The sequence below is a fragment of the Methylobacterium sp. B4 genome (assembly GCF_003201865.1).
Taxonomy (GTDB): domain Bacteria; phylum Pseudomonadota; class Alphaproteobacteria; order Rhizobiales; family Beijerinckiaceae; genus Methylobacterium.
The window spans coordinates 1-24,409 of record NZ_QJJJ01000028.1 but is presented as its reverse complement, the minus strand read 5'-3'; the positions used below and the strand labels follow the sequence as shown (position 1 = coordinate 24,409).

General features: G+C 68.6%; 24 protein-coding genes and 1 other RNA gene. 16 read left to right on the top strand and 9 right to left on the bottom strand.

Going from position 1 to position 24,409, the window contains the following annotated elements:
* Positions 1-3: 3 nt before the first annotated feature.
* Positions 4-729, bottom strand: coding sequence for a (5-formylfuran-3-yl)methyl phosphate synthase (locus BY998_RS21385; RefSeq protein ID WP_110353719.1), 726 nt, complete (start codon positions 727-729; stop codon positions 4-6).
* A gap of 45 nt (positions 730-774) precedes the next feature.
* Positions 775-1,329, bottom strand: coding sequence for a DUF3280 domain-containing protein (locus BY998_RS21380; RefSeq protein WP_110353718.1), 555 nt, complete (start codon positions 1,327-1,329; stop codon positions 775-777).
* Between the two features lie 223 nt (positions 1,330-1,552).
* On the opposite strand from BY998_RS21380, the gene BY998_RS21375 reads away from it, so the two are divergent.
* From BY998_RS21375 to BY998_RS21325, 10 genes are all read left to right on the top strand, one after another.
* Entirely contained in the window at positions 1,553-2,797 is a 1,245-nt protein-coding gene (locus BY998_RS21375; protein WP_110353717.1) for an ABC transporter substrate-binding protein, read from the top strand.
* Between the two features lie 207 nt (positions 2,798-3,004).
* Entirely contained in the window at positions 3,005-4,006 is a 1,002-nt protein-coding gene (locus BY998_RS21370) for a YVTN family beta-propeller repeat protein (RefSeq protein ID WP_110353716.1), read from the top strand.
* Positions 4,007-4,049: 43 nt separating this feature from the next.
* On the top strand, positions 4,050-4,484 hold the full coding sequence (locus BY998_RS21365) for a hypothetical protein (RefSeq protein WP_110353715.1): 435 nt from the start codon (positions 4,050-4,052) through the stop codon (positions 4,482-4,484).
* Between the two features lie 169 nt (positions 4,485-4,653).
* A complete protein-coding gene (locus BY998_RS21355) occupies positions 4,654-4,887 on the top strand; it encodes a hypothetical protein (protein WP_110353714.1) in 234 nt (77 codons plus the stop codon).
* Positions 4,884-5,633 carry an ABC transporter ATP-binding protein gene (locus tag BY998_RS21350; protein WP_110353713.1) on the top strand — a complete coding sequence of 250 codons (750 nt, stop codon included), beginning with the start codon at positions 4,884-4,886 and terminating at the stop codon, positions 5,631-5,633. The genes BY998_RS21355 and BY998_RS21350 overlap by 4 nt, the downstream gene beginning before the upstream one ends.
* 10 nt (positions 5,634-5,643) lie before the next feature.
* Positions 5,644-6,537 carry an ABC transporter permease gene (locus BY998_RS21345; protein WP_110353712.1) on the top strand — a complete coding sequence of 298 codons (894 nt, stop codon included), beginning with the start codon at positions 5,644-5,646 and terminating at the stop codon, positions 6,535-6,537.
* 22 nt (positions 6,538-6,559) lie between these two features.
* Positions 6,560-7,189, top strand: a complete 630-nt coding sequence (locus BY998_RS21340) for a hypothetical protein (RefSeq protein WP_110353711.1) — start codon at positions 6,560-6,562, stop codon at positions 7,187-7,189.
* A gap of 431 nt (positions 7,190-7,620) precedes the next feature.
* Complete coding sequence (locus BY998_RS21335; protein ID WP_110353710.1) at positions 7,621-10,134, top strand: TonB-dependent receptor; 2,514 nt, start codon at positions 7,621-7,623, stop codon at positions 10,132-10,134.
* Between the two features lie 306 nt (positions 10,135-10,440).
* A complete protein-coding gene (locus tag BY998_RS21330; protein ID WP_110353709.1) occupies positions 10,441-10,839 on the top strand; it encodes an EF-hand domain-containing protein in 399 nt (132 codons plus the stop codon).
* Between the two features lie 184 nt (positions 10,840-11,023).
* Complete coding sequence (locus tag BY998_RS21325; protein WP_110353708.1) at positions 11,024-11,383, top strand: hypothetical protein; 360 nt, start codon at positions 11,024-11,026, stop codon at positions 11,381-11,383.
* 106 nt (positions 11,384-11,489) lie between these two features.
* Here BY998_RS21325 and BY998_RS21320 read toward each other — a convergent pair whose 3' ends face one another.
* The 3 genes from BY998_RS21320 to BY998_RS21310 all read right to left on the bottom strand — a co-directional run bounded on the left by BY998_RS21320 (position 11,490) and on the right by BY998_RS21310 (position 15,221).
* Positions 11,490-13,037, bottom strand: coding sequence for an undecaprenyl-phosphate glucose phosphotransferase (locus BY998_RS21320; protein WP_110353707.1), 1,548 nt, complete (start codon positions 13,035-13,037; stop codon positions 11,490-11,492).
* A gap of 143 nt (positions 13,038-13,180) precedes the next feature.
* Entirely contained in the window at positions 13,181-14,374 is a 1,194-nt protein-coding gene (locus tag BY998_RS21315; protein ID WP_245421694.1) for a glycosyltransferase family 4 protein, read from the bottom strand.
* A 268-nt stretch (positions 14,375-14,642) separates the two neighbouring features.
* On the bottom strand, positions 14,643-15,221 hold the full coding sequence (locus tag BY998_RS21310; RefSeq protein WP_110353705.1) for a polysaccharide biosynthesis/export family protein: 579 nt from the start codon (positions 15,219-15,221) through the stop codon (positions 14,643-14,645).
* A 235-nt stretch (positions 15,222-15,456) separates the two neighbouring features.
* Between BY998_RS21310 and BY998_RS21305 the strand changes: the two genes are divergently transcribed.
* On the top strand, positions 15,457-17,796 hold the full coding sequence (locus tag BY998_RS21305) for a GumC family protein (RefSeq protein ID WP_110353704.1): 2,340 nt from the start codon (positions 15,457-15,459) through the stop codon (positions 17,794-17,796).
* A gap of 575 nt (positions 17,797-18,371) precedes the next feature.
* Here the strand turns inward: BY998_RS21305 and BY998_RS21295 are convergent.
* The 3 genes from BY998_RS21295 to ffs form a co-directional block, all read right to left on the bottom strand.
* Positions 18,372-18,695 carry a YbaB/EbfC family nucleoid-associated protein gene (locus BY998_RS21295; protein WP_110353702.1) on the bottom strand — a complete coding sequence of 108 codons (324 nt, stop codon included), beginning with the start codon at positions 18,693-18,695 and terminating at the stop codon, positions 18,372-18,374.
* A gap of 141 nt (positions 18,696-18,836) precedes the next feature.
* Positions 18,837-20,708, bottom strand: coding sequence for a DNA polymerase III subunit gamma/tau (locus BY998_RS21290; protein ID WP_110353701.1), 1,872 nt, complete (start codon positions 20,706-20,708; stop codon positions 18,837-18,839).
* Positions 20,709-20,763: 55 nt separating this feature from the next.
* An RNA gene (gene ffs / locus BY998_RS21285) (signal recognition particle sRNA small type) lies at positions 20,764-20,862 on the bottom strand.
* Between the two features lie 104 nt (positions 20,863-20,966).
* On the opposite strand from ffs, the gene BY998_RS21280 reads away from it, so the two are divergent.
* Positions 20,967-21,434, top strand: coding sequence for a DUF5991 domain-containing protein (locus tag BY998_RS21280; RefSeq protein WP_110353700.1), 468 nt, complete (start codon positions 20,967-20,969; stop codon positions 21,432-21,434).
* A gap of 31 nt (positions 21,435-21,465) precedes the next feature.
* Here the strand turns inward: BY998_RS21280 and BY998_RS21275 are convergent, their stop codons facing one another.
* Positions 21,466-21,726 (bottom strand): PepSY domain-containing protein, encoded by a 261-nt coding sequence (locus tag BY998_RS21275; protein ID WP_110353699.1) that lies wholly within the window; start codon positions 21,724-21,726, stop codon positions 21,466-21,468.
* 383 nt (positions 21,727-22,109) lie between these two features.
* Between BY998_RS21275 and BY998_RS21270 the strand changes: the two genes are divergently transcribed.
* Genes BY998_RS21270 through BY998_RS21255 form a run of 4 tightly spaced genes read left to right on the top strand, consistent with a single transcriptional unit; the run spans position 22,110 to position 24,119 of the window.
* Positions 22,110-22,352, top strand: a complete 243-nt coding sequence (locus tag BY998_RS21270) for an Arm DNA-binding domain-containing protein (protein ID WP_245421690.1) — start codon at positions 22,110-22,112, stop codon at positions 22,350-22,352.
* Positions 22,303-22,812 (top strand): hypothetical protein, encoded by a 510-nt coding sequence (locus BY998_RS21265; protein ID WP_146221825.1) that lies wholly within the window; start codon positions 22,303-22,305, stop codon positions 22,810-22,812. Before BY998_RS21270 ends, BY998_RS21265 begins: the two co-directional genes overlap by 50 nt.
* Positions 22,813-22,822: 10 nt before the next feature.
* Positions 22,823-23,689 carry a hypothetical protein gene (locus BY998_RS21260; RefSeq protein ID WP_181425583.1) on the top strand — a complete coding sequence of 289 codons (867 nt, stop codon included), beginning with the start codon at positions 22,823-22,825 and terminating at the stop codon, positions 23,687-23,689.
* Complete coding sequence (locus BY998_RS21255) at positions 23,682-24,119, top strand: hypothetical protein (RefSeq protein WP_110353697.1); 438 nt, start codon at positions 23,682-23,684, stop codon at positions 24,117-24,119. The genes BY998_RS21260 and BY998_RS21255 overlap by 8 nt, the downstream gene beginning before the upstream one ends.
* The last annotated feature ends 290 nt before the right edge of the window (positions 24,120-24,409 follow it).

The following is a 24,409-nucleotide window of genomic DNA, read 5'->3' as shown; positions in this document are numbered from 1 at the left end:
GTGTCACGCGGCGTCGGCCCGCAGGCCGGCTCGCAACGCCGCGACGGCCTGCGCCACCCGCGCCCCATCGAGACTCTGCCGCCGGTCGCTCGCCCGGCACAGGCCGCCGCGGAAGCCGAGATAGTCCGGGTTCAGGGCCGCCAGGACCGGGATGTCGGAGAGAGCCAGCGAGCCGGCGAGTCCACTCATCAGTTCCCGCGCCCGGCAGGCCGCGACGAAGGCGGCGAGACGCGGCGCGGGCAGGAGGGCAGCTAGGGCCACGCCGCTCTTGCCGCTCGTGTCGATCATCGCTCCGCAGAAACCCGCCGCGGCGAGGCGGCCGGGCGCGTCCTCGATCAAGCCATCCTGAGCCACACCGTCCTCGGCGAAGAGCACGCCGATGACCCGGCCCGGCGCGCGGGAGGCGGCCCTCTCCAGCGCCGCGTCCCCGGCGGCGCCGACGGCGATCTTGATGAAGTCGATGCCCGTCTCGGCCATGGCCGCGATGGCCGCGGCGATCTCTCGGCCGGTGCCGTCGCCCGCCACCGCGCTCGTGATCGCCCGGCCGCCCACGCGGGCGACGATGGCGCGCACGGTCTCGGGCGTAAGGGCGCCGAGCGCGCCGCGCTCCGGGTCCTTGGCGTCGATCAGGTCCGCGCCGGCATCGAGGGCGGTCAGCGCCTCGTCGGGCGCGCGCACGCTGACGAGCAGCCGGGGTCGCGGGTGAAAAGTCGGTTCAGCGTCGGACACGGGGAACGCTTTTGCTCAGGCCTCGCGACCGCGCAAGCCCCACCCTCAGGATCGGCCGGGCAGCGGCTCGGCCAGCAGGCGGTTCTTCACGATCCAGCGCACGGCGTGGGACCAGTCGTCGTCGGTGTTGGCTCGTATCACGACCTGGCCCTGGCGCACGACCTTGCCGGTCTCGGCCTCGGCGATGACGACGACGAGGCTGAAGAGCTGGTTGGCGCCCTTGTCGGCGAACGCGGTCACGGCCAGCTCCGCCCCGAGCGCCTTGGCGATGGGTCCGGTGCAGCCGTTGCACTTGTAGAGCGGGCTCTCCTTGCGGATCTCCTCGGCCTGGGGCCCGAGATCGACGCTCTCGAGGCCGCCCTTCTCGACGAGTTGCTTGCGCAGACCGTCGGTCACGAGTTCGAGGCGCTTCTGGTCGGCGGGAAGGGGCTTGCGGCCGTAGGCGAGGGTGGGGTCGTTGACCTCGGCCGGGAAGATCGCGGCCTTGCGGGCAGCCTCCTCGGCCACCGCCGCGCTGCCGGAGGCAATCGCGAGCGCGGGCGCCAGGGCGAGCGCGGCCAGCGCGGAGCGGAGGCGGGACGGAGAGGCGCGAAGTCGCATGGGGCTCAAGCCTGGGGTCGGGCGCGGGGCCGCGCGAACCATCCCTAAACTCGCGTCCCCGGAGGATTTGGCAACCTCACGACCCTTGCCGTCCGATCGGCGGCGCCGCCTTCGTTAGCCGTTCGGGCGGGAGTCGGGAGGGCGCATCCGCCTCTGAATCTTATAAAAATCTTATGCTTCCGTCGTTGAGGCAGGTGGCAAGATGTTGCTAGCCTGCCTGGCAATGCGCTCGTCCGCCCCGCTCCTTCTCGCCCTCGCCGCCGGCTTCATCGCCGGTCCGGGCATTCCCATTTCCGCCCAAGCTCAGGAGCCGAAGGCCGCGACCGGCGAGCCGCCGGCCGCGGGGGCGCCCGCGCCCGCGTCCGAGACCCGCGTCGCCATCCTCTACCGGCCGGTGCCCGCGCCCTCCTCCTACGATGCGGAGGCCGAGCCCGAGGATCTCGGGGTCGCCGGCGCCCGCATGGCGGTGAAGGACAACAACACCACCGGCCGCTTCACCAAGCAGACCTACGCGCTGGACGAGGTCGCCCTCGACGGCGAGCGCAGCGCTGTGGAAGCGGCCAAGGAACTGGCCGACAAGGGCGTGCGCTTCTTCGCGCTGGCGCTGCCGGCCGACGAGGTGCTGGCGGTGGCCGACGCGCTGAAGGGAACGGGGGCCGTCGTCTTCAACGCCGGGGCGCCGGACGACCGCCTGCGCGGAGCCGATTGCCGGGCCAACCTGTTCCACGTGCTGCCGAGCCGCGCCATGCAGACGGACGCGCTGGCGCAGTACATGACACTGATGCGCTGGCGGAAGATCTTCCTCATCGTCGGCCCGAGCGAGCGCGACAAGGCCTACGCGGAGGCCATGAAGAACTCCGCCCGCAAGTTCGGCCTCAAGATCACCGCCGAGAAGCCCTGGACCTTCGGGCCGCTGGCCCGCGCACGCGGCGACACGCCGACCCGGGCCGAGGCGATGGTGTTCACCCGCGGGCTCGACTACGACATGGCCGTCGTCGCCGACGAGGAGGGCGACTGGGGCGAGTACGTGCCCTATCGGACGGTCGATCCCCGCCCTGTGGCCGGCACGCAGGGCCTGATCGCCACGACCTGGCACCCGACCCTGGAGACCTGGGGCGCCGCCCAGGCGCAGAACCGCTTCCGGCGGTTGGCCGGGCGCTTGATGAAGCCGCTCGACTATCAGGTCTGGTCGGCTGTCCGCAGCGTCGGCGAGGCGGCCACGCAGACCCGAAGCACCGACCCGGCGGTGATCGCCGCCCACCTCGTCACGCCCGAGTTCTCGCTGCCGGCCTACAAGGGCGTCTCACTGACCTACCGCCCCTGGGACCACCAGCTGCGCCAGCCGATCATCGTGGTTCAACCCAAGGCCATGGTCTCCGTGGCGCCCGAGCAGGGCTTCATCCACCAGCGCACGCCGCTCGACACCCTCGGGGCCGACGAGCCCGAGACCGCGTGCAAGCTGAAGTGATGGTTTGCAAATGCCGTCGGCGCCGGAACGGGCAAGGTCCCGGCCCATCGGAGGGCGGGCGGGGATGATGCGGCAATCGACCGCCCGCCGCGGAGCCGTCCCTCACCCGTTTTTCCTTTGAGACGCCGGGTCGTGAGGGCCATGTCGCCCTCAAGACGAATTCATCCGCGGCGCATCCAAGCGCCAGTGACGACAGGGAGGATGCCGATGGTCGCTCGCGTCAGAGCAGGGCTGGGATGTGCGTTGCTCGCGGGCGCGTTACCCGTGGTCGCTTGGCTCGGGACGGCGGGGAGTGCCCAGGCCTTCACCGCCTACGTCACCAACGAGAAGGCCAACACCGTCTCGGTCATCGACACGCAGACGATGGCGGTCACCGGGACCTGGAAGGTCGGGCGGCGCCCGCGCGGCGTGACGCTGTCGAAGGACGACAAGGAATTGTTCGTCTGCGCCAGCGACGACGACCGCATCGACGTGCTCGACACCGCGACCGGCAAGGTGGTCCGCTCGCTGCGCTCCGGGCCGGACCCGGAGCAGTTCATCCTCGATCAGAGCGGCAACCCGCTCTACGTCGCCAACGAGGACGACAGCCAGGTCACCATCCTCGACATCGAGAAGAACAAGGTTCTGGCCGAGGTGCCGGTGGGGGTCGAGCCGGAGGGAATGGGGCTCTCGCCGGACGGCAAGATCCTCGTGAACACCTCCGAGACCACCAACATGGCCCACTTCATCGACACCAAGACCTTCGAGGTGATCGATAACGTGCTGGTCGATGCGCGGCCCCGCTTCGCCGAGTTCTCCTCGGACGGCAAATACCTCTGGGTCTCGGCGGAGGTCGGCGGCACGGTCTCGGTGATCGACGTGGCCACCCGCAAGGTCATCAAGAAGATCACCTTCAAGATCCCGAGCGTCACCGACGAGCAGATCCAGCCGGTGGGTGTGCGCCTGACCAAGGACGGCACCAAGGCTTTCGTGGCGCTGGGTCCGGCCAACCGCGTCGCCGTGGTCGATGCCAAGACCTACGAGGTGCAGAAGTACCTCCCCGTGGGCCAGCGCGTCTGGCAGCTCGCCTTCACCCCGGACGAGAAGCAGCTCTACACGACCAACGGCACCTCCAACGACGTGTCGGTGATCGACGTGGACGGGCTGAAGGTGGTGAAAAGCATCCCGGTCGGGTTGCTGCCCTGGGGCGTGGCGATCTCGAAGAAATAACCGACGGACCGCCTTTCAAAGGCGGCGCAGGGAGGAAACGGACATGAAATGGACGACGCGCCTCGGCCTCGCCGCCGCGGCCCTGATGCTCGCGAGCGCCCCGGCTGGCGCCCTCGACCTCACCAAGAAGCGCCAGAACCTGCCCGACCTCGTTCTCGGCAACGAGGAGGGCAACGACTTCGTGGTGGAGAACCGGGATATCGAGCTGGAGGCGGGTAAGGCCTACCGCCTGCGCATCGTCGCCAAGGGGCGGCAGGAATACAAGTTCTACGCGCCCGAATTCTTCCGCTACATCTGGTTCAACCAGATCGTGATCGAGCACAAGGAGATCCACGGCGGCGGCCCGCCCGATCACCTCGAATTCGACGATCCCGGCGAGATTGCCATCGAGTTCGTCGCCATCAAGCCGGGTGCGTACAAGTGGTACGCGCAAGGTCTTGAGGAGAAGGGCATGGCCGGCACGATCACGGTGAAGTGAGATGAGCGATCTCATGAAGCGCAAGCACAACCCCCTCTCCCCTCTGCGGGAACGGGTGGCCCCCGAAGGAGGTCGGGTGAGGGGGGCGCCGCTTCCGGATGGTGCGGAGCCGGCCCCTCTCCCGCCTGCTCCGCAGGCACCCTCCCCGGCGGAGGGGGGAGGGCTTTGGGTGGGCCCCCTCCTGGCCGCCCTCCTCCTCGCCACACCCGCCCTCGCCGACGACAAGGCCGCCTGCGCCGACGGCATCGCCACGGTCAAGGCGCAGGCGGAAAAGCTCGCGCCCGACGCCGTGCCGCCAAAGCTCAAGCGCGCCTTGAAGATCGCCGAGCGCGAGCAGGGTGAGGGCGAGTTCGACGAGTGCCTGGAAGCCCTCGACGATGCGCGGCGGGCGCTGCCGAAATGAGCGCCGCCCTCGAGGTCGCCGGCGTCAGCCACCGCTTCGGGCAGCGTGCCGCGCTCGACGACGTGTCGCTCACGGTGGAGCGCGGGCATTTCATGGCGCTGCTCGGCCCCAACGGCGCGGGCAAGACCACGTTGTTCTCGGTGATCACCCGGCTCTACAACAATCAGGAGGGCCGGGTCTCGATCCTCGGCCATCCCCTCGACCGGGAGCCCTCGCGGGCGCTCGCCCGCCTCGGCGTGGTGTTCCAGGCCCGGACGCTGGATACCGACCTCACCGTCGCGCAGAACCTGCACTACCACGCGAGCCTGCACGGCATCGCCCGCTCCGCCGCGCGCGCGCGCATCGCGACCCTGCTCGCCCGCGTCGGGCTGGCCGAGCGGCGCGATGACAAGATCCGCACCCTCTCCGGCGGCCAGTCGCGGCGCATCGAGATCGCCCGCTCGCTGATCCACGCGCCGCGCCTTCTGCTGCTCGACGAGCCGACCGTGGGGCTCGACCTCGAATCCCGCGCCGATATCGTCGCCATCGTCCGCGCCCTGGTGCGGGAGGAAGGCCTCTCGGTGCTCTGGGCGACCCACATCTTCGAGGAAATTTCGCCCGAGGACGACGCCGTCGTGCTCCACAAGGGCCGCATCGTCGCCCGGGGCCGCGCCGGGGAGATCGCCGGACCCGGCGAGAGCTTGGAAGCCGCCTTCCGCCGCCTCGTCGCCGAGCCCGGCCGCGAGACCGTGAAGTCCGCCGCATGAGTTTCCGGTCATGAGTTCTTCGTCGCAATCCGGCGTCGCAGCCCGCACCGAGGAGGCCGCGACACCGGTTCCCCATGCGGGCCGGCTCGATGCGGTCGGCTATCTCATCGCGCTCGGCGGCATCGTGCGCCGCGAGTTGCTGCGCTTCTTCCACCAGAAGGAGCGCTTCTTTTCGGCGATGGTGCGCCCGCTGGTCTGGCTGTTCATCTTCGCGGCGGGCTTTCGCAACACGCTCGGCACCTCGATCACGCCGCCCTACGAGACCTACGTGCTCTACGAGGCCTACGTGGTGCCGGGGCTGGCCGTGATGATCCAGCTCTTCAACGGCATGCAATCCTCGCTCTCCATGGTCTACGACCGCGAGGTCGGCTCCATGAAGGTGCTGCTCACCTCGCCCTATCCGCGCTGGTCGCTGCTGCTCGCCAAGCTGATCGCCGGCGTCAGCGTCTCGATCGTGCAGGCCTACGCGTTTCTGGCCATCGCGTGGTTCTGGGAGACCGGCATTCCGCCCGTCGGCTACCTCGCCGCTCTGCCCGCCTTCCTGGCCTCGGGACTGATGCTGGGCGCGATCGGTCTGTTCCTATCCTCGCTGGTGCGACAACTCGAGAACTTCGCAAGCGTCATGAATTTCGTGATCTTCCCGATGTTCTTTGCCTCTTCTGCCCTATATCCGCTCTGGCAGGTCCGGGCCTCGAGCGAATGGCTCTACTGGATCTGCCAAGCCAACCCGTTCACCCACGCCGTCGAACTGGTGCGCTTCGCCCTCTACGGGCGTTTCGAGCCGCTCGCCTGCGCCGTGGTGGTGGGAACCGGCCTCCTGTTCTTCGCGCTCGCCGCGATCGCCTACGATCCGGGCCGAGGCATCATGGCTCGGCGGGGCGGACCGGCCGGCGAAGCCGCCTGAGACATCCCCGATGAGCTTGCCCATGCCCCCTCACAGCGTTCGCCTTCCGCTCGTCCTCCTCTTCGCCCTCGCCGCGAGCCCTGCTCTGGCGCAGCCCAAGGCCGATCCGGATTGGCCCTGCCCGCAGCGCAAGGTCACGACGCTCGGCTACGGCTCGGTCTGGACCGGCCCGGATCTCGCCGAGGCCGGGGAATGGGGCAACGACCGGGAGGCGGCCCAGCTCGCCCGCAAGCTCGCCTCCCGCCGTACGGAGCTGCGGGAGGTCGACACGCTGCTCGACGAGTTCGCGGCGAAGGTCGATCCGGCCGAGAAGGGCAAGCGCCTCACCCGCGTCTTCGCCGGCGTGTTCGAGGTCATCAACGGCGAGCGCAGCACCGTGATGAACGGCATCACGCGCTACGCTCAGGGCCAGCGCCGTCTCGCCGAGCGCATCCGTGACGAGGCGGACAAGGTGAGCGAGCTCAAGGACAGCCCGGAATCCGATCCGACCAAGGTCGCCTCCAAGGAAGCCACGGACTTGGAGACGCAGTTCAACTGGGACCGGCGCATCTTCGACGAGCGCAACCAGTCGGTCTCCTACGTCTGCGAGGTGCCGACGATCCTTGAGCAGCGCCTGGGCGAGGTCGCCCGCCGCATCCAGTCGCGCCTCTGATCCGGACGGAAGCGGACGTTCCGCGCGTGCCCCGGCATCGGCCCGGGGCACGGCTGGCGATCATTGTGAAGTCTTCCGACAACGCTCCCCGTGCCCGGGGTATCGACTTGCAGGCTAAGTTTCTACTTTAAGTCATCTTGCCGGCTGCGTTCAGCCGCAGTCGAATCGTGTTCCATGCTTCGGCCATGTGTGTTTTGTATTATTGCCGAATGATCCCGGATCACTCTGCCTTTTTGTCCGTAAGTGTCTGAAGAACAGCGAGAAATATGTTGCCGTAACAGCACGCGGCTTCGGTAAGCTTGAGTGTTTCATCATAAATAATCCCCCAGAGGCGCTGCGGCGATTGTCGCGGCCTCCGGCCTCCAGCAACATCCGGCAACCGTCCCATCCAAGGGGCGGCAAGCACGAATGATAAGGGCTGGGGAATGACTATGCGGGTGCTGCGAGGCAGCCTCATCGCATCGGTTGCGCTGCTTCCGGGACAGGTGATGGCGCAGGGCGCGGGCGGCCAACAGGCCGTGACGCTGGACGAGATCAGCGTCGTTTCGAATACGCCGGTCGCGGCCTCGCGCCGTGTGGTGACGACCCCGACCCCCTCGGGTCTGCGCGAGGTGACGGTGCTCGACGGCATCGACCGCAACAAGCTGCCGCAGAACACGAGCGTTCTGACCGCCGGCGACGTCTCGCGGGTCGGCTTCCCGAGCACCGTGCGCGCGCTCGACGAGCGTGTCGGCTCGATCAGCATCAACAACGCGCAGGGCAATCCCTTCCAGCCGACGATCACCTATCGCGGCTTCGAGGCCTCGCCGCTCGGCGGCTCGCCGCAGGGCGTGGCCGTCTACCTGAACGGCGCCCGTTTCAACACCTCCTTCGGCGACACGGTGCAGTGGGATCTCATCCCCGACATCGCGGTCGACCGGATCGAGCTCGAGGGATCGAACCCGGCCTTCGGCCTCAACGCGCTTGGTGGCTCGCTGGCGGTGACGCTCAAGAACGGCTTCACCTACCAGGGCACCGAACTGAACCTGCTCGGCGGCTCGTTCGGCCGCGGCGCGGTAGCGTTCCAGCACGGCCAGCGCATCGACAATATCGGCCTCTACGTCGCCGGCACCAAGCTCGGCGAGGACGGCTGGCGCAAGCACTCGCCCTCGCGCCTCAACCAAATCTACGCCGACCTCGGCGTCCAGGCGGAGCGGGGCGAGTTCCACTTCAACGTGATCGGCGCCAGCAACAGCCTCACCGGCAACGGCACCGCCCCGGTGGAACTGCTCAAGGCCAACCGCGCCGACGTGTTCACCTATCCCGACCAGACCAAGAACGACTTCCTGCGCTTCCAGCTCTCGGGCACCTACGACGTCACGCCCACCATCAGCGTGCAGGGCAATGCCTATTACGGCCTGTTCCGCCAGCGCACCGCCAACGGCGACGCCGCCGACGTGGAGAACTGCGAGGTCGACGAGCGCTTCGTCTGCTCCGAGGGCGCGGACGACAACCAGTTCTTCCTGCGCGACCGCACCGGCAACCCGGTCCGGGTCGACCGCCTGCGCACCTTCAACTTCGGCGCGGTCAACCCGGTCTTCGCCGACCGCTTCGACGAGGGCGGCCCCTACGCCTTCCTGAACCAGACCCGCACCGACACCGACAATTTCGGCGCCACGGTCCAGACGGTGGTGCGCGAATCGCTGTTCGGCCTGCCGAACCGCTTCGTGCTCGGCGGTTCCTATGACGGCGGTCGCACCCGCTTCACCGCGGACAACTCCATCGGCGGCCTCACCTTCGACCGCGGCTTCTCGCTCCCCGGCGTGGTCGTCTCCAGCGATGACGGCATCATCACGCCCGTCTCGGTGCGCACCTCGAACGATTACGGCGGCATCTACTTCTCGAACAACACCGACCTGACCGACCGGCTGACCCTGACGCTGCAGGGCCGGTTCAACATGGCCAAGATCATCCTGCGCGACCAGATCGGCACGGCGCTCAACGGCGACCACTACTACCAGCGCTTCAACCCCGGCATCGGCGCCACCTACAAGATCATCCCGGACTACCTCGTCGCCTATGGTGGCTACACGGAAGCCAACCGCGCGCCCACCCCGGCCGAGCTGTCCTGCGCCGACCCGCAGGCGCCCTGCTCGCTCACCAACTTCTTCGTCGGCGATCCGCCCCTGAAGCAGGTGGTGGCGCGCACCGTCGAGGCCGGCCTGCGCGGCCGCATCCCGCAGCCCGACGACGTCTTCGGCGGCATCTTCTCGTGGAAGGCGGGCTTCTTCACGACCCGCAACGACGACGACATCCTGTTCGTGCCGGCTCCCGACACGATCGGTCGCGCCTATTTCCGCAACGTCGGCTCGACCAAGCGGCAGGGCGCCGAGGTGAGCCTGTTCTACAACACGCCGACCTGGAGCGCCTTCGTCGATTACGCCCTCGTCAACGCCACGTTCGAGTCGCCGGTCGAACTCGCGGCACCCGGCAACCCGTTCAACAGCGCGGGCGGCGACGAGAGCGGCGTCGTGCTCGTGCGGCCGGGCAACCGCCTGCCCGGCGTCGCGCCGCATCAGCTCAAGGTCGGCCTGCAGTATCAGGTCACGCCGGAATGGCGCGTCGGCGCGCTCGCCCGCTTCGCCACGGGCAAGTTCCTCGTCGGCGACCCGACCAACCAGAACAAGACCACCGGCGATTTCGCGGTGTTCGGCTTCAACACCAGCTACCGCATCGCTCCGAACATCGAGCTCTACGGCTACGTCGAGAACGCCTTCAACACCAAGTACGCCACCTTCGGCACCTTCTCGCCGGTGAACGAGGTTCCGATCATCTCGGTGCCCAATGCCACCTCGAACCGCAGTCTCGCGCCCGGCGCGCCGGTGGCGGCCTTCGGCGGCCTGCGCATCCTGTTCGAGCCCCCGCCGCCGGCTCCGATCATCGAGCCGCTGGTCCGCAAGGGCTAAAGCCCCGCGCGACCCCACACCACGCTCCCGGGCCCACAAGTCCCGGGGCACCCGAACCCTGAAAGGCGGCGCGGTTCTTGATTGAACCGCGCCGCCTTCACATGTGTGGGACTCGGCACAGGGCAGGTAGGGCAAAAGGCGCCCGAATAGGGGCCCTTCCTATTGCCAAACTTTCCCGGGCAAGTTACGCAAGTCGAAGCGAGGCCGGATGGCCGGGGCGCTCGATGCACCTCGTCCTGCCCGCCGCCCTGCGACTTTGCCGTCCGCCCGGTCCGACCGGGCCCTTCGACCAGGAGTTTGCCGCCGATGGCGTTCCGTCTTTCCTCTGCCGTTCTTCTCGCCGCGCTCGTCGCGGTTCCGGCCTACGCCGCGCCGACCACGACCAAGGTCGACATCGCTGCCTTCGATCCGGACAAGGACGGCACGATCGATCTCAAGGAAGCTCAGACCGCTGCGTCGGCCGCCTTCGACAAGCTCGATCCGGATAAGGACGGCACCCTCGACGCCAAGGAGTTGCAGGGCCGCCTCACCGAGGCCGACCTCAAGAAGCTCGACCCGGACAACGACGGCACGCTCGACAAGAAGGAATATCTCGCCGCCGTCGAGATGTACTTCAAGGCCGCCGATCCGGATAACGACGGCACGATCGACGCCCGGGAGCTGACCGGTCCGGCCGGTCAGGCGCTCGTTCAGCTGATGCGCTGAATTCCGGAAGACATCGGGACGAAAGAAGGGTGCGGATCGCGAGATCCGCACCCTTTCTCATGTCGGAAGCACCCGGGCGAAGCGTCGCAGCGGCGGAACCGCGGGTGGGTCCCATCGGCTTTCTCCGGCCAAAGCGGACGGCATCACAGCCGGCTCGCGCGGATCGATCGGAGAATGCAAGCCCATGCGTAAAGCCTTCAGCCTGCCCGTCGCCCTCGGCCTGATGGTCGCGGCGGGACCCGCCCTGGCGATCACCTGTAAGGACGACATCGCCGCGGTGGAGCGGCGCCTCAACAGCGCCGGCGCTGAACAGGTGACGGGCAAGGAGCCTCCGGGCGGCCCGACCTCCTCGGGCTCGTCCAAGGCCCTCGACAAGCCGCCGGCCGGCGCCCCCTCCGACCCCTCGACCAAGCCGACCAAGGCCGGTGTGGAAGAGGCACGCAAGCTGCTCGCCAAGGCCAAGGAGCAGGACAAGGCCGGCCAGGAGGCCGCCTGCCAGGATACGATGACCCAGGTGAAGGAGAAGGCCGGCGCGCTGCCCTAGCGCCGGACGCGCGCCGTCGGCAGGTGGCGCGCCCTGAAATGACGAGAGCCCGGGATGGCGCGACGGCGCATCCCGGGCTCTCTCCCGTTCGAAGTCCCGAAGATCCTCAGTACGCGTTGTCGGTCTTGAAGAGCGCGAGCGGCGTGGTGAGCAGGATCTTGAGGTCGAACAGGATCGACCAATTCTCGATATAGTGCAGGTCGTGCTCGACCCGGCGCTGGATCTTCTCGCTGGTGTCGGTCTCGCCGCGCCAGCCGTTGATCTGAGCCCAGCCCGTGATGCCGGGCTTGACCCTGTGGCGGGCGAAGTAGCCGTCCACGACCTGATCGTAGAGGGTGTTGGCGGCCTTCGCCTGGAGGGCGTGCGGGCGCGGACCGACGAGGGAGAGGTCGCCGCGGATCACGTTGAAGAGCTGGGGCAACTCGTCCAGCGAGGTCTTGCGGATGAAGCGGCCGACCGGCGTGACGCGGGAATCGGACTTGCTCACGAGCTGCGCGGCGCCGGCATCGCACTGATCGACATACATCGAGCGGAACTTGAAGACCTCGATCAGCTCGTTGTTGAAGCCGTAGCGCTTCTGCCGGAACAGCACCGGACCGGGCGAGGTCAGCCTCACGGCCATGGCCACGGCGAGCATGGCCGGAGACAGCATCAACAGCAGGGCGAGGCCGACGAGACGGTCGAACATGCCCTTGAGGATGACATCCCAGTCGGCGAGCGGCTTGTCGAACAGGTCGAGCAGCGGCACGCCGCCGAGATAGGAATAGGCCCGCGGGCGCAGCCGCAGCTTGGCCGCATGTGCCGAGAGGCGGATGTCCACCGGCAGCACCGAGAGCTTGGCGAGCATCTGCAGGATGCGCGCCTCGGCCGAGATCGGAAGGGTGAACACCACCAGATCGACGGTGTTGCTGCGGGCATAGGCGACGAGGTCGCTGACATTGCCGAGCTTCGGATAGCCCGCCACCATGGTGCCGGCGCGTTCGTCGCCCCGGTCATCGAAGATGCCGACGATGCGGATGCCTTGGTCGCCGCCGGCCTCCAGCGCCCGGATCATCTCCTCGGCGGCCGGGCCGCCGCCGACGATGGCGGTGCGGCGATCGAAACGGCCCTTCGCCATCTGCTGTCGCACGAAGAGGGAGACCGCCGTCCGGCTCGCGAACAGGAAGGCGAGGCCGGCCGCGTAGTAGCCCAGCAGCCAGATTCGCGAGTAATGGTCGGCGATCTTGCCGAGCACCATGGCTGCCGCGACCATCAGGAAGGCGATCGACCAACCGGTGGCGAGCTTCGCTGCCGTCTTGGAGAAATCCCGTAGGGCGCCGATCCGGTAGCTGCCGGAGGCCTGAAACAGGCCGAGCCCCGCGAGGGTGACGGCGAGGATGGCTGCGGGATAGCGCGGTGCCAGGGGCACGATCCCACGCAGCAGGATTTGATGCAGGGCAAAGCCGAGCAGCATCAGCCCGCAGAATTCGAACAGGCGCACGCAGCCCGTCAGCACGACCGGCGAGAGCCAGGGGCTGGTGGGACGTGGCGAGGACGCGTTTTGGATGACCCCGGAGGCATTCGCCTCGCCGAGCCCCAGCGGTGCGGGGACCGGCGTTGCCGAGCCGGCCTGCCCGGCTGCTTTGAGCAGGTCACGGACGTCGATGGCACTCATCGCAGTGTTCCACGTGAAAACTGTCAGCCTCCGGCTTCGACCGTACCGGCGAACCGACAAGAAACTCTTAATGCGACGCTGTCCCGGCCCAGGAATTTGGTCCTGCGCATGCAAGCCCACGAAGCAGGGCTCGTCGCGCCGGGTCAGGCCGAGGCGGGGATCGCGAAGGGCCGTGGCGCGCGCGCGCGCAAGGCAGCCGCGTAGCCGCACAGCACGTCGGCCGCCATGCGATCCATGGAGAAGCGGGTCCGTAGTGAGGCGCTGAGAGCGCGGGCGCGGCCCTCCCGCGTCTCCGGCGTCTCATCGAGGATGCGGGCGATGGCGCGGCTGAGTGCGCTGCAATCGCCCGGCGGAACGAGATCGCGGGAGAGGCTGCCGAAAATCTCGGGAATGCCGCCGACATTGGTTGCCACGAGCGGCTGAGCGGCGGCTGCGGCTTCGAGGACGACGTAGGGCAAGGACTCCGCGAGCGAGGGAACCACCATGACGCGGCCGCGGCCGAGCACCGGGCGGATCGCCTGAGGCGGCTCGAAGGCGATGGCCTGGGCAAGCCCGAGGGCTCCGGCCATGGCCGTGAGGCTCTCGGTATCCGGTCCTGAGCCCACCATCAGAAGCCGCAGGTTACGGCCCTCGGAGTGGAGGCGGGCGAGGGCCCGCAGCAGCACCGGTAAGCCCTTTGCCTCGCGCAACTCGCCGACATAGACGAGGTCGAACGGATCGGGCACCGTTCCCACCGGGGCGAACTCGGCCTCGGCGATGCCGTTATGGACGATTCGCGCGAGCCGCTGCGGCCCGCCGGCATAGGCATTGTGGCGAGATGCGACGTACTCGCTCTCGAACAGGAACAGATCGGTCGAGCGGGCCATGAGCCGCTCCGCCGCCATGTAGAGCCGGTGCAAGGCAGTGCCGGGCCGGTAATTGTAGCTGCCGCCGTGGGGCGTGTAGGCGCGGATCACCCCGTGTCCCGCCGCACCGAGAGGCGAGAGCCGGGCGAAGACGCCGCCCTTGGCCCCATGCCCGTGCAGGACATTCGCCCCCACCGCCAGAGCCCGTTCGCGCACGGCCTTCATCGCCTGAAGGTCGCGCGGATGTGGGTTGCGGCGCATCGGAACGCGCACGACGCCAAGGGCGAGATGAGGCGCCAGATCGGCCAGCACCCGTTCGGCCCGTTCGCCTCCGGTCGAGGCATCGCAGACGAGGCCGACCGCGTGCCCTGCCGCTGCCTGGAGGCGGGTCAGGTCGACCACGTGGCGGAACAGGCCGCCGACGGGCGCCCGGAAGACGTGAAGGATGCGGTGACGCTCACCGCCCGTGCCGAGGGAGGGCAGGTCCGCCACCGGGGGCACGGCGGGATTGGCGGTCAGTGAGGCGGCGATGGGGGCGGCCACGGCGTCGGTCTCCGCGCGGGCGATCCCGAGAGCGGGGCCCGATCCGACGCGAAGATGGCGTCCGTCCCGTCAGTGCAGGGTTAAGAGGCCCGCTCGAAAGCGCCTCGAACGGCGCTCGTGAGGCCCGCATCCGCAGTTTTCGCGGATCGCGGTTAGGCGTCCATGAACGCTGCCGTCCGGGCGAAGCTGTGATCCGCCGAGGCGCGCAGCTTCAGGATCAGAAGAACCGCTCCTTGACGACGATCGTGTCGCCCGGTCGCACGGGGTAGGACATGGGCACGATCCCGTTGATGAGGCCGCCGGGTCCGTCGCGGGTGAGGACGGCGTAATCGCGTGCCGCCCGCGGCCCGAAGCCCGCCGCGATCGCCACCGCCGTCTCCACGGTCATGCCGTTGACGTAGGGATACTGGCCGGAGGTCGTCACCTCGCCGAGGATGTAGAAGGGCCGGTAGGCGTCGACCTCCACGGTCACGTGCGGCTCGCGCACGTAGCCGGCGGCGAGCTTCGACTCGATCAACCGTGCGGCCTGGGCCGTGGTCTGACCGCCGACCTGAACCACGCCGATCAGCGGCATCGCGATCCGCCCGCCGCCATCCACCGCGTAGATGTTGGACAGGTTGTCCTGCCCGAACACGATCACGCGCAGCTTGTCGCCGGCCGCGAGGGCGTAGCGTGCGCCGATGGAGCCCGTGCCGGTGGCATCGAGATCCGTAGTCCGGAAGTCCGGACGAAGGCAGCCACCGAGGGTCAGGACCGACGGGAGGGCCAGAAGGAATGCGCGCCGCTGCATCGCCATCGCTGTCGTGAGAAACCTCGTTCTTCCTTTAAGGCGACATGGTTAACGAAAGCTGATCCAACCGGCCGGCGGATGCGCATCGCAACATTTGCAAGGATCGATGCTGATTCCGGTTTGACGCCCGCAGAGCAGGGGGCGGCCCGCGTCTTAACGCGAAGTCAACCTTAACGCTTTCTACTGATCAGCGACGGGTCGCCTGCCCAGGCCCGCGCCCTGCCTTGCGTAAAGACTGCCCATGCCTCGCCTCCGGCTGTCGACCGATCCGTCCTCCATCCCGCCCGGCGGCCCAAAGGGGCCCGGGGGCCCCGGCGACGGCTTGGCCGTCTCGCAGATCGCAGGCGTGCTGCGCCGCTCCTGGGCCTGGATCGCGCTGCCGACGCTCATTGCCGCGCTCGGCGCCGTGGTGTTCGTTCAGGTCGTGACCCCGCGCTACACCGGCGAGGCCAAGGTTCTCCTGGAGAGCCGCGACCCCGCCTTCGCCCGAACCGCGGCGGAACGGGCGGACCAAGCACAGCCGATCGACGAGCAGGCCGTGGCGAGCCAAGTGCAGGTGGCGATGTCGCGCGATCTCGCCCGGCAGGCGATCCGCAGCCTGAACCTGATCGGCAATCCGGAATTCGACCCGCAGGCCGAGGGCAGCTCGGCCATCCGGCGCACGCTGATGATGCTCGGACTCGCCTCCGCCCCGATGGAGCGCGCTGCCGAGGACCGCATCCTCGACAATTACCTCGAACACCTGCTGGTCTACCCCGTCGGCAAGTCGCGCATCCTCGCCTTTGAGTTCCGCTCGCGCGATCCCGATCTCGCGGCGCGGGGCGCCAACACGGTGGCCGACCTCTACCTCGCCTCCCTGGCCGCGGCCTCCGTCGATACGGCGCGCTACGCCTCGACCTGGCTCGGCAACAATATCGAGACCCTGCGCGCCCGCGTCGCCGATGCGGAGGCGAAGGTGGAATCCTTCCGCGCCAAGAACGGCCTGATCGGCGTCGGCACCAGCAATGCGGCTCAGCCGCTCTCGTCTCAGCAACTTTCCGAGCTGTCGAGCCAGCTCTCGCAGGCCCGCACCATCCAGGCGGATCTCAGCGCTCGCGCCAAGCTCCTGAAGGACATGATCAAGGAGGGTCGGGCCTTCGAGATCCCGGATGTCGCCAACAACGAGCTGATCCGGCGCACCGTCGAAAGCCGCATGGCGATGCGCGCGCAACTCGCGCTGGAATCGCGCACGCTGCTGCCGGCCCACCCCCGCATCAAGGAATTGACCGCGCAGGTCCAGGATCTGGAGGGTCAGATCAAGGCTGCGGCCGAGCGGATCGTGCGCACCCTCGAGAACGACGCCAAGATCGCGGGAGCGCGGGTCGAGAGCCTGCGCGCCGCCGTCGAGGGCCAGCAGGACGTGGTGGCCAAGGGCAATACCAGCGAGGTGCAACTGCGCGCCCTGGAGCGCGAGGCGAAGTCGCAGCGCGAGCAGCTCGAATCCTACCTCGCCCGCTACCGCGAGGCTGCCGCGCGCGACGCCGAGAATGCGAGCCCGGCCGATGCCCGCGTCGTCTCGCGCGCGATGGTGCCCGATCTGCCCTCCTTCCCCAAGAAGCTGCCGATCATCGCCTTCGCTACCGTGCTGGCCTTCCTGCTCTCCGGCGCGGGCGTCATCGGCCGTCACCTCCTCGTGACGCCGCCCGCCGGACCGGGCGAGGATCGTACCGAGGACGAGGGCGAGACGGCCTCCGTCCGTCCCGCGCGCCCCGGTCCCGATCTCTATCCCGAGCCCGAACCCGCCGCGCGCCGACGGCCCGTCCACGAACCCGTCTACGGCGCGGCCTACCCAGCCTCCGCGGCCGAGCGCTTCGCGCCGGCGCTCGCCTTCGCCAATTCCCTGCGCGCCACCGCCACCGTCCATCATCCCGTCTTCGCCAGCCCGGTGCCGGTGGGCGCCGATGCGCCGGCTCAGGGCCGCTTCAGCGTTCCCGCGCGATCCTCCGCCTCCTACGCCGATCTCGACGGGCTGATCGCCCGGCTTGCCGGCAGCGCCGAGCATGGCGGGGGAGGCTGCGTGCTCGTGGTCGAGACGCTGCGCTCGGGCGAGCCGGGCCTCGCCTCCGACCTCGCCCGGGTGCTCGGCCCGCGGGGGCAGACGCTGTTGATCGACGTCAACGGTGCGGCCACCGGCCTTGCCGAGCCGGGCCTGACCGACCTCGTGGCCGGCGCGGCCAAGTTCCCCGACGTGATCCAGGCCGTTCCCGACTCGCGGTTGCACGCGGTCAAGCGCGGCTTCGCATCCCTGGACGTGCTGGTGGAGGAGCCGCAGGGGCTTGCCATCGGCCTCAACGCCCTGTCGCAGAGCTACGATTGGGTGCTCTGCCGCCTCGACGCGGCCGCGGGCGGCGACGCGGCGGACCTCGTCACCGCGGTCGGACCCTGCATGGACTCGATCGTGATCGCCTCGGATGCCGCCGCCGACGATCCGGCGCTGGTCTCGCTCTACCGGCTGGCCAAGGAAGCGGGCGTCCGTCAGGTCGTCGTGGCGCGCAAGGCCGCCGAACGGCTGGAGGCCACTTCCCTGCGGCTCTCCGCCTGACAGATCGGCGGCGACGGCATCGCGTCGGCGACCTGGCTCTCGCTCTCGTCGGCAGCCGCCATCGAGGCCGCACACCGCAGCGCCCCGAGATGGGCGCCGACGACCGTCGCGAGAAGGAGCGCCGCGATCGGGGTTAGGGAAGATGGGACCGTCATCACCTTGCCCCGGAGCGCGGCGGTGGTTCCGCCGGCGCTGATCGGAGAAAGGCCGACGGAACCGCCGAGCCTCGCTAAGGGGGGCCGCGTTCGGCCCGGCCAACATGTCGTACCGGATCGGCGAGTTATCTGCCTTAACATAATTTTGAGTTGCGTTCGTCGCTTGGACGCATCTTTGAGCCACAGGCCCGTAAGCCGTGGACGCAAGGCCGGCGAGTTAAGTCTATGTAGCTGATAGTGATCAGCTTTTCCGAAAAACCCCGAGCGCCAGGGTTTCGGGAAAAAGACAATCAACAAGCGATAGCGGCAGAGTGACGCAGGAATGAGCTTGCCGCGAGCTCAGAGCGAGGTCAAAATACAACCTATGACAGCGGCACCGCGAGGGAGCCGGCGCTGGCAGCCAGCTCCTCAGGGACCGCGCTAGAACGGCAGCTTCATCCCGGGAGGCAGCGGAAGGCCCTCGGTCAGCTCGGCCATTTTCTCCTGTGCGGTCGCCTCCGCCTTGGTGCGTGCGTCGTTGCAGGCAGCGACGATCAGATCCTCCAGGATCTCGCGCTCGTCGGCGACCATCAAGCTCGGATCGATGGCGACGCCGAGCACTTGGCCCTTGGCCGTCATGCGCACGCTCACGGCGCCGCCGCCGGATGCGCCCGATACCTCGACCGAGTCGAGTTCCGACTGTAGCGAGGCCATCTTCTCCTGCATGGCCTGGGCCTGCTTCATGATGCCCATGAGGTCGCGCATGGTGGGGTCCGCTCCGGTTCCGGTCGAGGTCAGGTTCGCCTTCGGCACTTAGGCAACCGCGCCCGGGCCTGCCAGGGCAATCGCGACGGTTCGTGCATCATCCCCCACGGAGGCCGCCGGCTTTCGAGAAGCGACGACGCGCTAAGCGTCGTCGTCCGTCTCGTCCAGCAGCGGCTCCACTGGTCCGGCCGCCTCCGTCGCCACATCGGCTGCCGCATCCGGCACCTTGTCGCGCACATCGACGATCTGCGCGCCGGGGAAACGGGTCAGCACCTCGCGCACCAGCGGGTGGGCGGCGGCGTTCTGGTGACGGGTCTGCTCGGCCTGCCGGGTGTTCTGCTCCAGCGTCGGCGCACCCTCCTCCTTGGAGAGCGCGACCACCCAGCGCCGCCCGGTCCAGGCGTCCAGCGCCCGGGCGAGATCGTTGGCGAGGCTCGTCCGGCCGCCGGCCGCAAGGCGAAACTCGATCCGCCCCTCCTCGAAGCGCACGAGGTGCACGTCGCGCTCCAGGGCGACCTTCAAGGCGATGTCGCGGGCGGCCTCGGCCTGGGCGACCACGTCCTCGAAGCGTCCGAGGCGCGGCCCGGCGGGCGCGGCCGGAGCGGGGCGGGGCGCCGCCTCGGGCGCTGTGGCGGTGACGGGGACCGAGGTCAGGGCCGGGCGCGGCTGAGGCGAAGGCACCATCTGCAGCGCCGCAGAACCCGCCTCGCGCGCCATCATGGCGCCCGACCCGCCGTCGCGGGGCGGGATCGGCCGGGAGGCGTTCGCCGCGCCCCCCTCAGCACCGGCGCCATCGCTTCGGAGCCGGCGCAAGGCCTCGTCGGGCGTCGGCAGGTCGGCGGCATAGGCGAGGCGAACGATCGCCATCTCGGCCGCGGCGAGCGGCCGGGGCGCGGCCTGCACCTCGGGCAGCGCCTTGAGCAGGATCTGCCACGCTCGCGACAGGGCCCGCACCGGCAGGCGCTCGGCGCAGTGCGCGCCGCGCAGGCGTTCCGCCTCGCTCAGGGTCGGGTCGGCCCCCGCCCCGGGCACGAGCTTGAGGCGGGTGACGAGATGGGTGAAGCCGGCCAGATCCGAGAGCACCACCGCCGGGTCGGCGCCGGAATCGTACTGCGCGCGCAACTCGGCGAAGGCGGCCGGCACGTCGCCGCGCATCACCGCCTCGAACAGATCGACGATGCGCGAGCGGTCGGCGAGGCCGAGCATGTCGCGCACGCTGCCCGCCGTCACCGCGCCCGCGCCGTGGGCGATCGCCTGATCGAGCAGGGAGAGCGCATCGCGCACCGAGCCCTCGGCGGCACGGGTGATGGCAGCGAGCGCCTCGTCCTCGACCGCGACGCCCTCCGCGCCGCAGATCTTTTCCAGATGGGCGGAGAGCACGTCGGCCTCGACTCGGCGCAGGTCGAAGCGTTGGCAGCGCGACAGGATCGTGACCGGAACTTTCCGGATTTCAGTCGTCGCGAACACGAACTTGGCGTGGGGCGGCGGCTCCTCCAGCGTCTTCAGGAAGGCGTTGAACGCCTTCTCCGAGAGCATGTGGACCTCGTCGACGATGTAGACCTTGTAGCGGGCCTCCGTGGGCGCGTAGCGGATGCCGTCGATGATGCCGCGCACGTCGTCGATGCCGGTATGCGAGGCGGCGTCCATCTCCAGCACGTCCATGTGCCGGGATTCCATGATCGCCCGGCAGTGGCGGCCGAGTTCGGGCATCGCCACCGTCGGCCCGGTATCGGGCTGGCCGTCGCGCAGATAGTTCAAGCCGCGGGCAAGGATGCGGGCGGTGGTCGTCTTGCCGACCCCGCGCACCCCGGTCAGCATCCAGGCCTGGGGAATGCGGTTGGCCGAAAAGGCGTTGGCCAGCGTGCGCACCATGGCGCCCTGGCCGATCAGGTCGTCGAAGGTCTGGGGGCGGTATTTTCGCGCCAGCACCCGGTAGGGCGTCGCGGCCGGCGCAGCGGCGGGCATGCCGGGCAGGCCCGGCTCGTCGGTGAGCGTGCCGTGCGTCTCGTCCATGCCGCCGTCGGATTTTTCGGAAGAGGCCGGGCCGTCCGGCTCAAGCGGACGGCAAGGGTGGGAGGCTGGACAAAGACCCGCTCGGTCTCGTTAGGGCTGCTTCCTTCCGGACCTGACCCAGTTGGCGAGTGAAACGTCCCTCGCCAACCTCCCAAGCCGTATATGACGGCAGGCGCGGGCGGATGCAAGCCGGGTCGCGGGCCGGGTTGTCTCGGCCGGCGTCGGCGGCCATGCTTCGCCCTCTCGAAGGGAGAGGCCATGCGGACGACCAGGATTTCGAGCGTTCTCGCCGCACTCGCCGGCCTGTCGGGGGCTGCCCTGGCGCAGGAACCGGCGCAGGACGGCGCGCTCAAGGATTGGCAGGGCCGCTACCGCTACGAGCACGCGGCCGGACGCACGGCCGGCGGCACCGGAATCGTCGTGAACTACGACCTCGTGCTGCTGCCCCCGGATGTCCGCAACGGCTGCGTTCTCACGATCAAGGGCTTCCAGAGCGACGAAAGGATCCGCTGCCGGACCCGCCGCGAGGGACAGGATCTCGCGGTCGAGTTCCACCGCTACGGCGACGGCGGGACGGTCAACAAATACGGGGTGGCGGTCTACAAGCCGGACCAGCCGCTGTTCACCCTGACGAAGGGCACCCGGCTGACCACCCGCTGGCAGGGCCTCAAGCCGGACGGCGAGGGCGTCGCGCAGAGCGGGGCTTACTTCACCCGCGTGAAGTAGCCCCGGGAGACGGCCTCCCAGGGCTCGCGGACTACTCCGCCTTGCGCTTGACGATCTCCATGGTCTTCGGATCGAGCTTGAGATCGAACTGCTTGCCGTTGGCGTCGATGGCGTCGTCCACCTCGATCATGCCGTCGTCGAGTTCGATCTCCTTCCACTTCGTGAAGCCCTCCTTCTTCAGGATGCCCTCGACCTGGGTCTGCTGCTCGGGCGGCAGCTTCTGGTCGGCGAGCGCCGGGCCGGCGAGCAGGGCGAGGCCGAGCGCGGCGGCGGCGAGCGGGCGGGTGAACATGCGAGTCTCCTTCGGCAAATCGGTACCCGGCGAACGAATCATATCGCCGGTGGTTCCTGCCCGGCCATCCTGACTGGCCACGCGAACGGCCGAGCTTTCGATTGCTCTTGCGGGTATCGAGGCCTAGTCTGCAACCTCCGGCATCGGGGTTGGCACGGGAAGAATGGTCACGCGTGTCGCCACCGTCGCCTTCGAGGGGAAGCAGGGAGCCGTTTTCCGAAGCTTCCGCCGAGCATCCCAGCGTCGCCAGAAGTTCTACGGATCAAAGGGTTAGCTCGTCTCAGCCTGTTGATATCTGCCACCGGTAACGACGGGAAATTTCGCTCATTGGCCGATCTGCGGTGACACTGCGGTGACACCAGCAGGCGAGGCGGTGACACAGAATGCCGAAGTTAACGAAGCGCGTCCTCGATGCAGCAGAGATCCGTCCGGCCCCTTACTTCCTCTGGTGCAGCGATCTGAAGGGCTTCGGCGCCCGCGTCTTCCCGAGCGGCCGGCGCGTCTACTACGCCGACTATCGAACCGCAGCCGGTGTGCGCCGTCGCATGTCGCTGGGCGAGCATGGCAAGCTCACGGTTGACGAGGCGCGCCGACTGGCCATCACCACAGTTCTGCACTTTCGATGAACTGGTCGCGGTCGCGCCGGAGCACCTTCGGGCGACCCATGCCGCCTACATCGAAAACATGGAGGCCCGCGGGCTCGGGGCGCTGACGCCGCGTCAAGCCGAGTTCGTCATTGCCGGCCACTCGCAGGGCCGAGACAGCCTCGAGGGCTACTTGCTGAGGACGTCGCCCGGGAGTGGCCTGGAAGCCTGGACACTCTACCCGATCCCGGACGACCTGATCTCCCCCATCAGCGACCGGATCATCGAGGCGGCCAGCGAGATCGCCGCGGACGTGGGCGCCCCCGGCGAAGCCCCGGAGGCTTGGGCGATGCGCTTGGTCGAGGCGCAGCGCACCCACCCACTCATGATGGAGAATGGTCGCGAGGTCGTCGTCGCAGGAGTCTTCTGTCAGCTCACCACGCTCACGCGCTCCGACATCTCCACGAAGATCCTTCGGCGATGGCCCGAAGGGATGCGCTGAGGGGGACCGCATGCAGATCGCAGTGAAGCACAACCTGCAACTCTACGAGCCGGACAACATCGAGAACCCCGGAGATCCGGGCATCATCTTGCCGATCGCTGACGCGCAGGCCGTCATGGGGGAGACCATCGCCGCTTACCTTGCCCGTGTCGCATGGCGGTTTGAGCTTCCAACTGTCCTGACCATCAACGGCGAGTTCTATGGCCGGGCCGAGTGGGAAACGCGGGCTGTGGCCGCGAACGACCACGTGGAGTTCATCAGCCGCCCGCTCGGCGGCGGGCGCGGTGGGTCGGTCGGCAAGAGTATCCTCTCCGTTGTCGCTCTCGTCGCGCTGACTGCGGCGGCAGGACCAGCCGGGCCGCTCGGCGCGGCGCTTGCTACTTCGCTCGGTAGCTTCGGCGGGGCTGTCGCTTCCGCCGCCATCGTCGGCGCCGGCGCTCTGGCGATCAGCCACTTTCTCGCTCCGAAGGCGGGCGGGAAAACTAGCAGCACCGACGCGCTGCACTCCTTCGGCCTGCAGGGCAACGCTGCCCGGCCGATGCAGCCGATCCCGGTGCTGAACGGCCGCCTCAAGTTCGCCCCCGACTACGCCGCGCCGAACTACTCGGACAGCATCGGCGACACCCTCACCGACCATGGAGACGGCTTTGACGGCCCTTCACGCCTACGTGCGCGAGAGCGCAGTACACGTGCTCACCGATGGCTGGCTCCGTGGCCCCGAGGGGCAGGTGTTCGGCACGGCGCAGAAGGTGCGCATCCTTGGGCACCTCCCGGCCGTGGTCTCAGGTCGTGGGCCAAGCGAGCTGCCCGAGTACTTCGCGGATCGGGCGCGCTGGCGCTTCGCCTCGTTCGACGAGGCGGTCAGCAACATGCATGAGACCTACACCATCGCCCTGGTGCAGTTCGGCACGGCAAACCCGCAGGCACGGGCCCGGTCGAACATGATCCTGATGGCGGGCTGGTCGGAAGCACGCGGCCGGCCTGAGTGCTGGGTAGTGGACTCAGGCGACGAGGCCGCAGGCGCGCAGCAGATCATGAACACCTGCGCCCCGTCGTCGCCCGAACTGATGCGTCGCCTGGGCGGCATGGGCCTGACGGGCGGCATGGCCTCGTTCAATCCCTCGCGCGACGGTCTGCGCATCATGCGGGCACAGCGGGATCTCCGGTTTCCGCACCCGGTCAGCGGCGAGATGCAGCCGGCCGTGGGCGGCTTCTGCCAGCACACCGTCATCACGGCACAGGGGATCTCCACCCGCATCGTGGAGAGATGGATGGTGCGTGCACCGTGCAGCGGCCGCGCGCCATAGAAGGTTTCAATGTGCGCCGGCAGCTGCGTTTCTGTGTTGAACACGTTTGAATATAGCAGGGCATAAAGCAGCGGGCCGGCGCAGGATTTTGCACAACACGAACCGGCCCGCCGACCGTGTGCCACGTGGCTGGAGGGCCTACGACATCCGGTAACCTTTTGTGTGCTAAAGCCAGTATGTAAAGCTGGCTTCATGGCGATGTTCCTAAGGCAGCCGTTTCCAAGCGCTGGAGCCTGAGACTTGGGGACGAAACGCGCAGTGTCTGCACCTTCGTTCCAATCCGAACACTC

Coding starts and splice junctions, on each gene's coding strand:
- BY998_RS21380 (WP_110353718.1), bottom strand. CDS start 1,329: ATGCGACTTCGCGCCTCTCCGTCCCGCCTCCGCTCCGCGCTGGCCGCG.
- BY998_RS21375 (WP_110353717.1), top strand. CDS start 1,553: ATGCGCTCGTCCGCCCCGCTCCTTCTCGCCCTCGCCGCCGGCTTCATC.
- BY998_RS21370 (WP_110353716.1), top strand. CDS start 3,005: ATGGTCGCTCGCGTCAGAGCAGGGCTGGGATGTGCGTTGCTCGCGGGC.
- BY998_RS21365 (WP_110353715.1), top strand. CDS start 4,050: ATGAAATGGACGACGCGCCTCGGCCTCGCCGCCGCGGCCCTGATGCTC.
- BY998_RS21350 (WP_110353713.1), top strand. CDS start 4,884: ATGAGCGCCGCCCTCGAGGTCGCCGGCGTCAGCCACCGCTTCGGGCAG.
- BY998_RS21345 (WP_110353712.1), top strand. CDS start 5,644: ATGAGTTCTTCGTCGCAATCCGGCGTCGCAGCCCGCACCGAGGAGGCC.
- BY998_RS21340 (WP_110353711.1), top strand. CDS start 6,560: ATGCCCCCTCACAGCGTTCGCCTTCCGCTCGTCCTCCTCTTCGCCCTC.
- BY998_RS21335 (WP_110353710.1), top strand. CDS start 7,621: ATGCGGGTGCTGCGAGGCAGCCTCATCGCATCGGTTGCGCTGCTTCCG.
- BY998_RS21330 (WP_110353709.1), top strand. CDS start 10,441: ATGGCGTTCCGTCTTTCCTCTGCCGTTCTTCTCGCCGCGCTCGTCGCG.
- BY998_RS21325 (WP_110353708.1), top strand. CDS start 11,024: ATGCGTAAAGCCTTCAGCCTGCCCGTCGCCCTCGGCCTGATGGTCGCG.
- BY998_RS21320 (WP_110353707.1), bottom strand. CDS start 13,037: ATGAGTGCCATCGACGTCCGTGACCTGCTCAAAGCAGCCGGGCAGGCC.
- BY998_RS21310 (WP_110353705.1), bottom strand. CDS start 15,221: ATGGCGATGCAGCGGCGCGCATTCCTTCTGGCCCTCCCGTCGGTCCTG.
- BY998_RS21305 (WP_110353704.1), top strand. CDS start 15,457: ATGCCTCGCCTCCGGCTGTCGACCGATCCGTCCTCCATCCCGCCCGGC.
- BY998_RS21295 (WP_110353702.1), bottom strand. CDS start 18,695: ATGCGCGACCTCATGGGCATCATGAAGCAGGCCCAGGCCATGCAGGAG.
- BY998_RS21290 (WP_110353701.1), bottom strand. CDS start 20,708: ATGGACGAGACGCACGGCACGCTCACCGACGAGCCGGGCCTGCCCGGC.
- BY998_RS21280 (WP_110353700.1), top strand. CDS start 20,967: ATGCGGACGACCAGGATTTCGAGCGTTCTCGCCGCACTCGCCGGCCTG.
- BY998_RS21275 (WP_110353699.1), bottom strand. CDS start 21,726: ATGTTCACCCGCCCGCTCGCCGCCGCCGCGCTCGGCCTCGCCCTGCTC.
- BY998_RS21270 (WP_245421690.1), top strand. CDS start 22,110: ATGCCGAAGTTAACGAAGCGCGTCCTCGATGCAGCAGAGATCCGTCCG.
- BY998_RS21260 (WP_181425583.1), top strand. CDS start 22,823: ATGCAGATCGCAGTGAAGCACAACCTGCAACTCTACGAGCCGGACAAC.
- BY998_RS21255 (WP_110353697.1), top strand. CDS start 23,682: ATGCATGAGACCTACACCATCGCCCTGGTGCAGTTCGGCACGGCAAAC.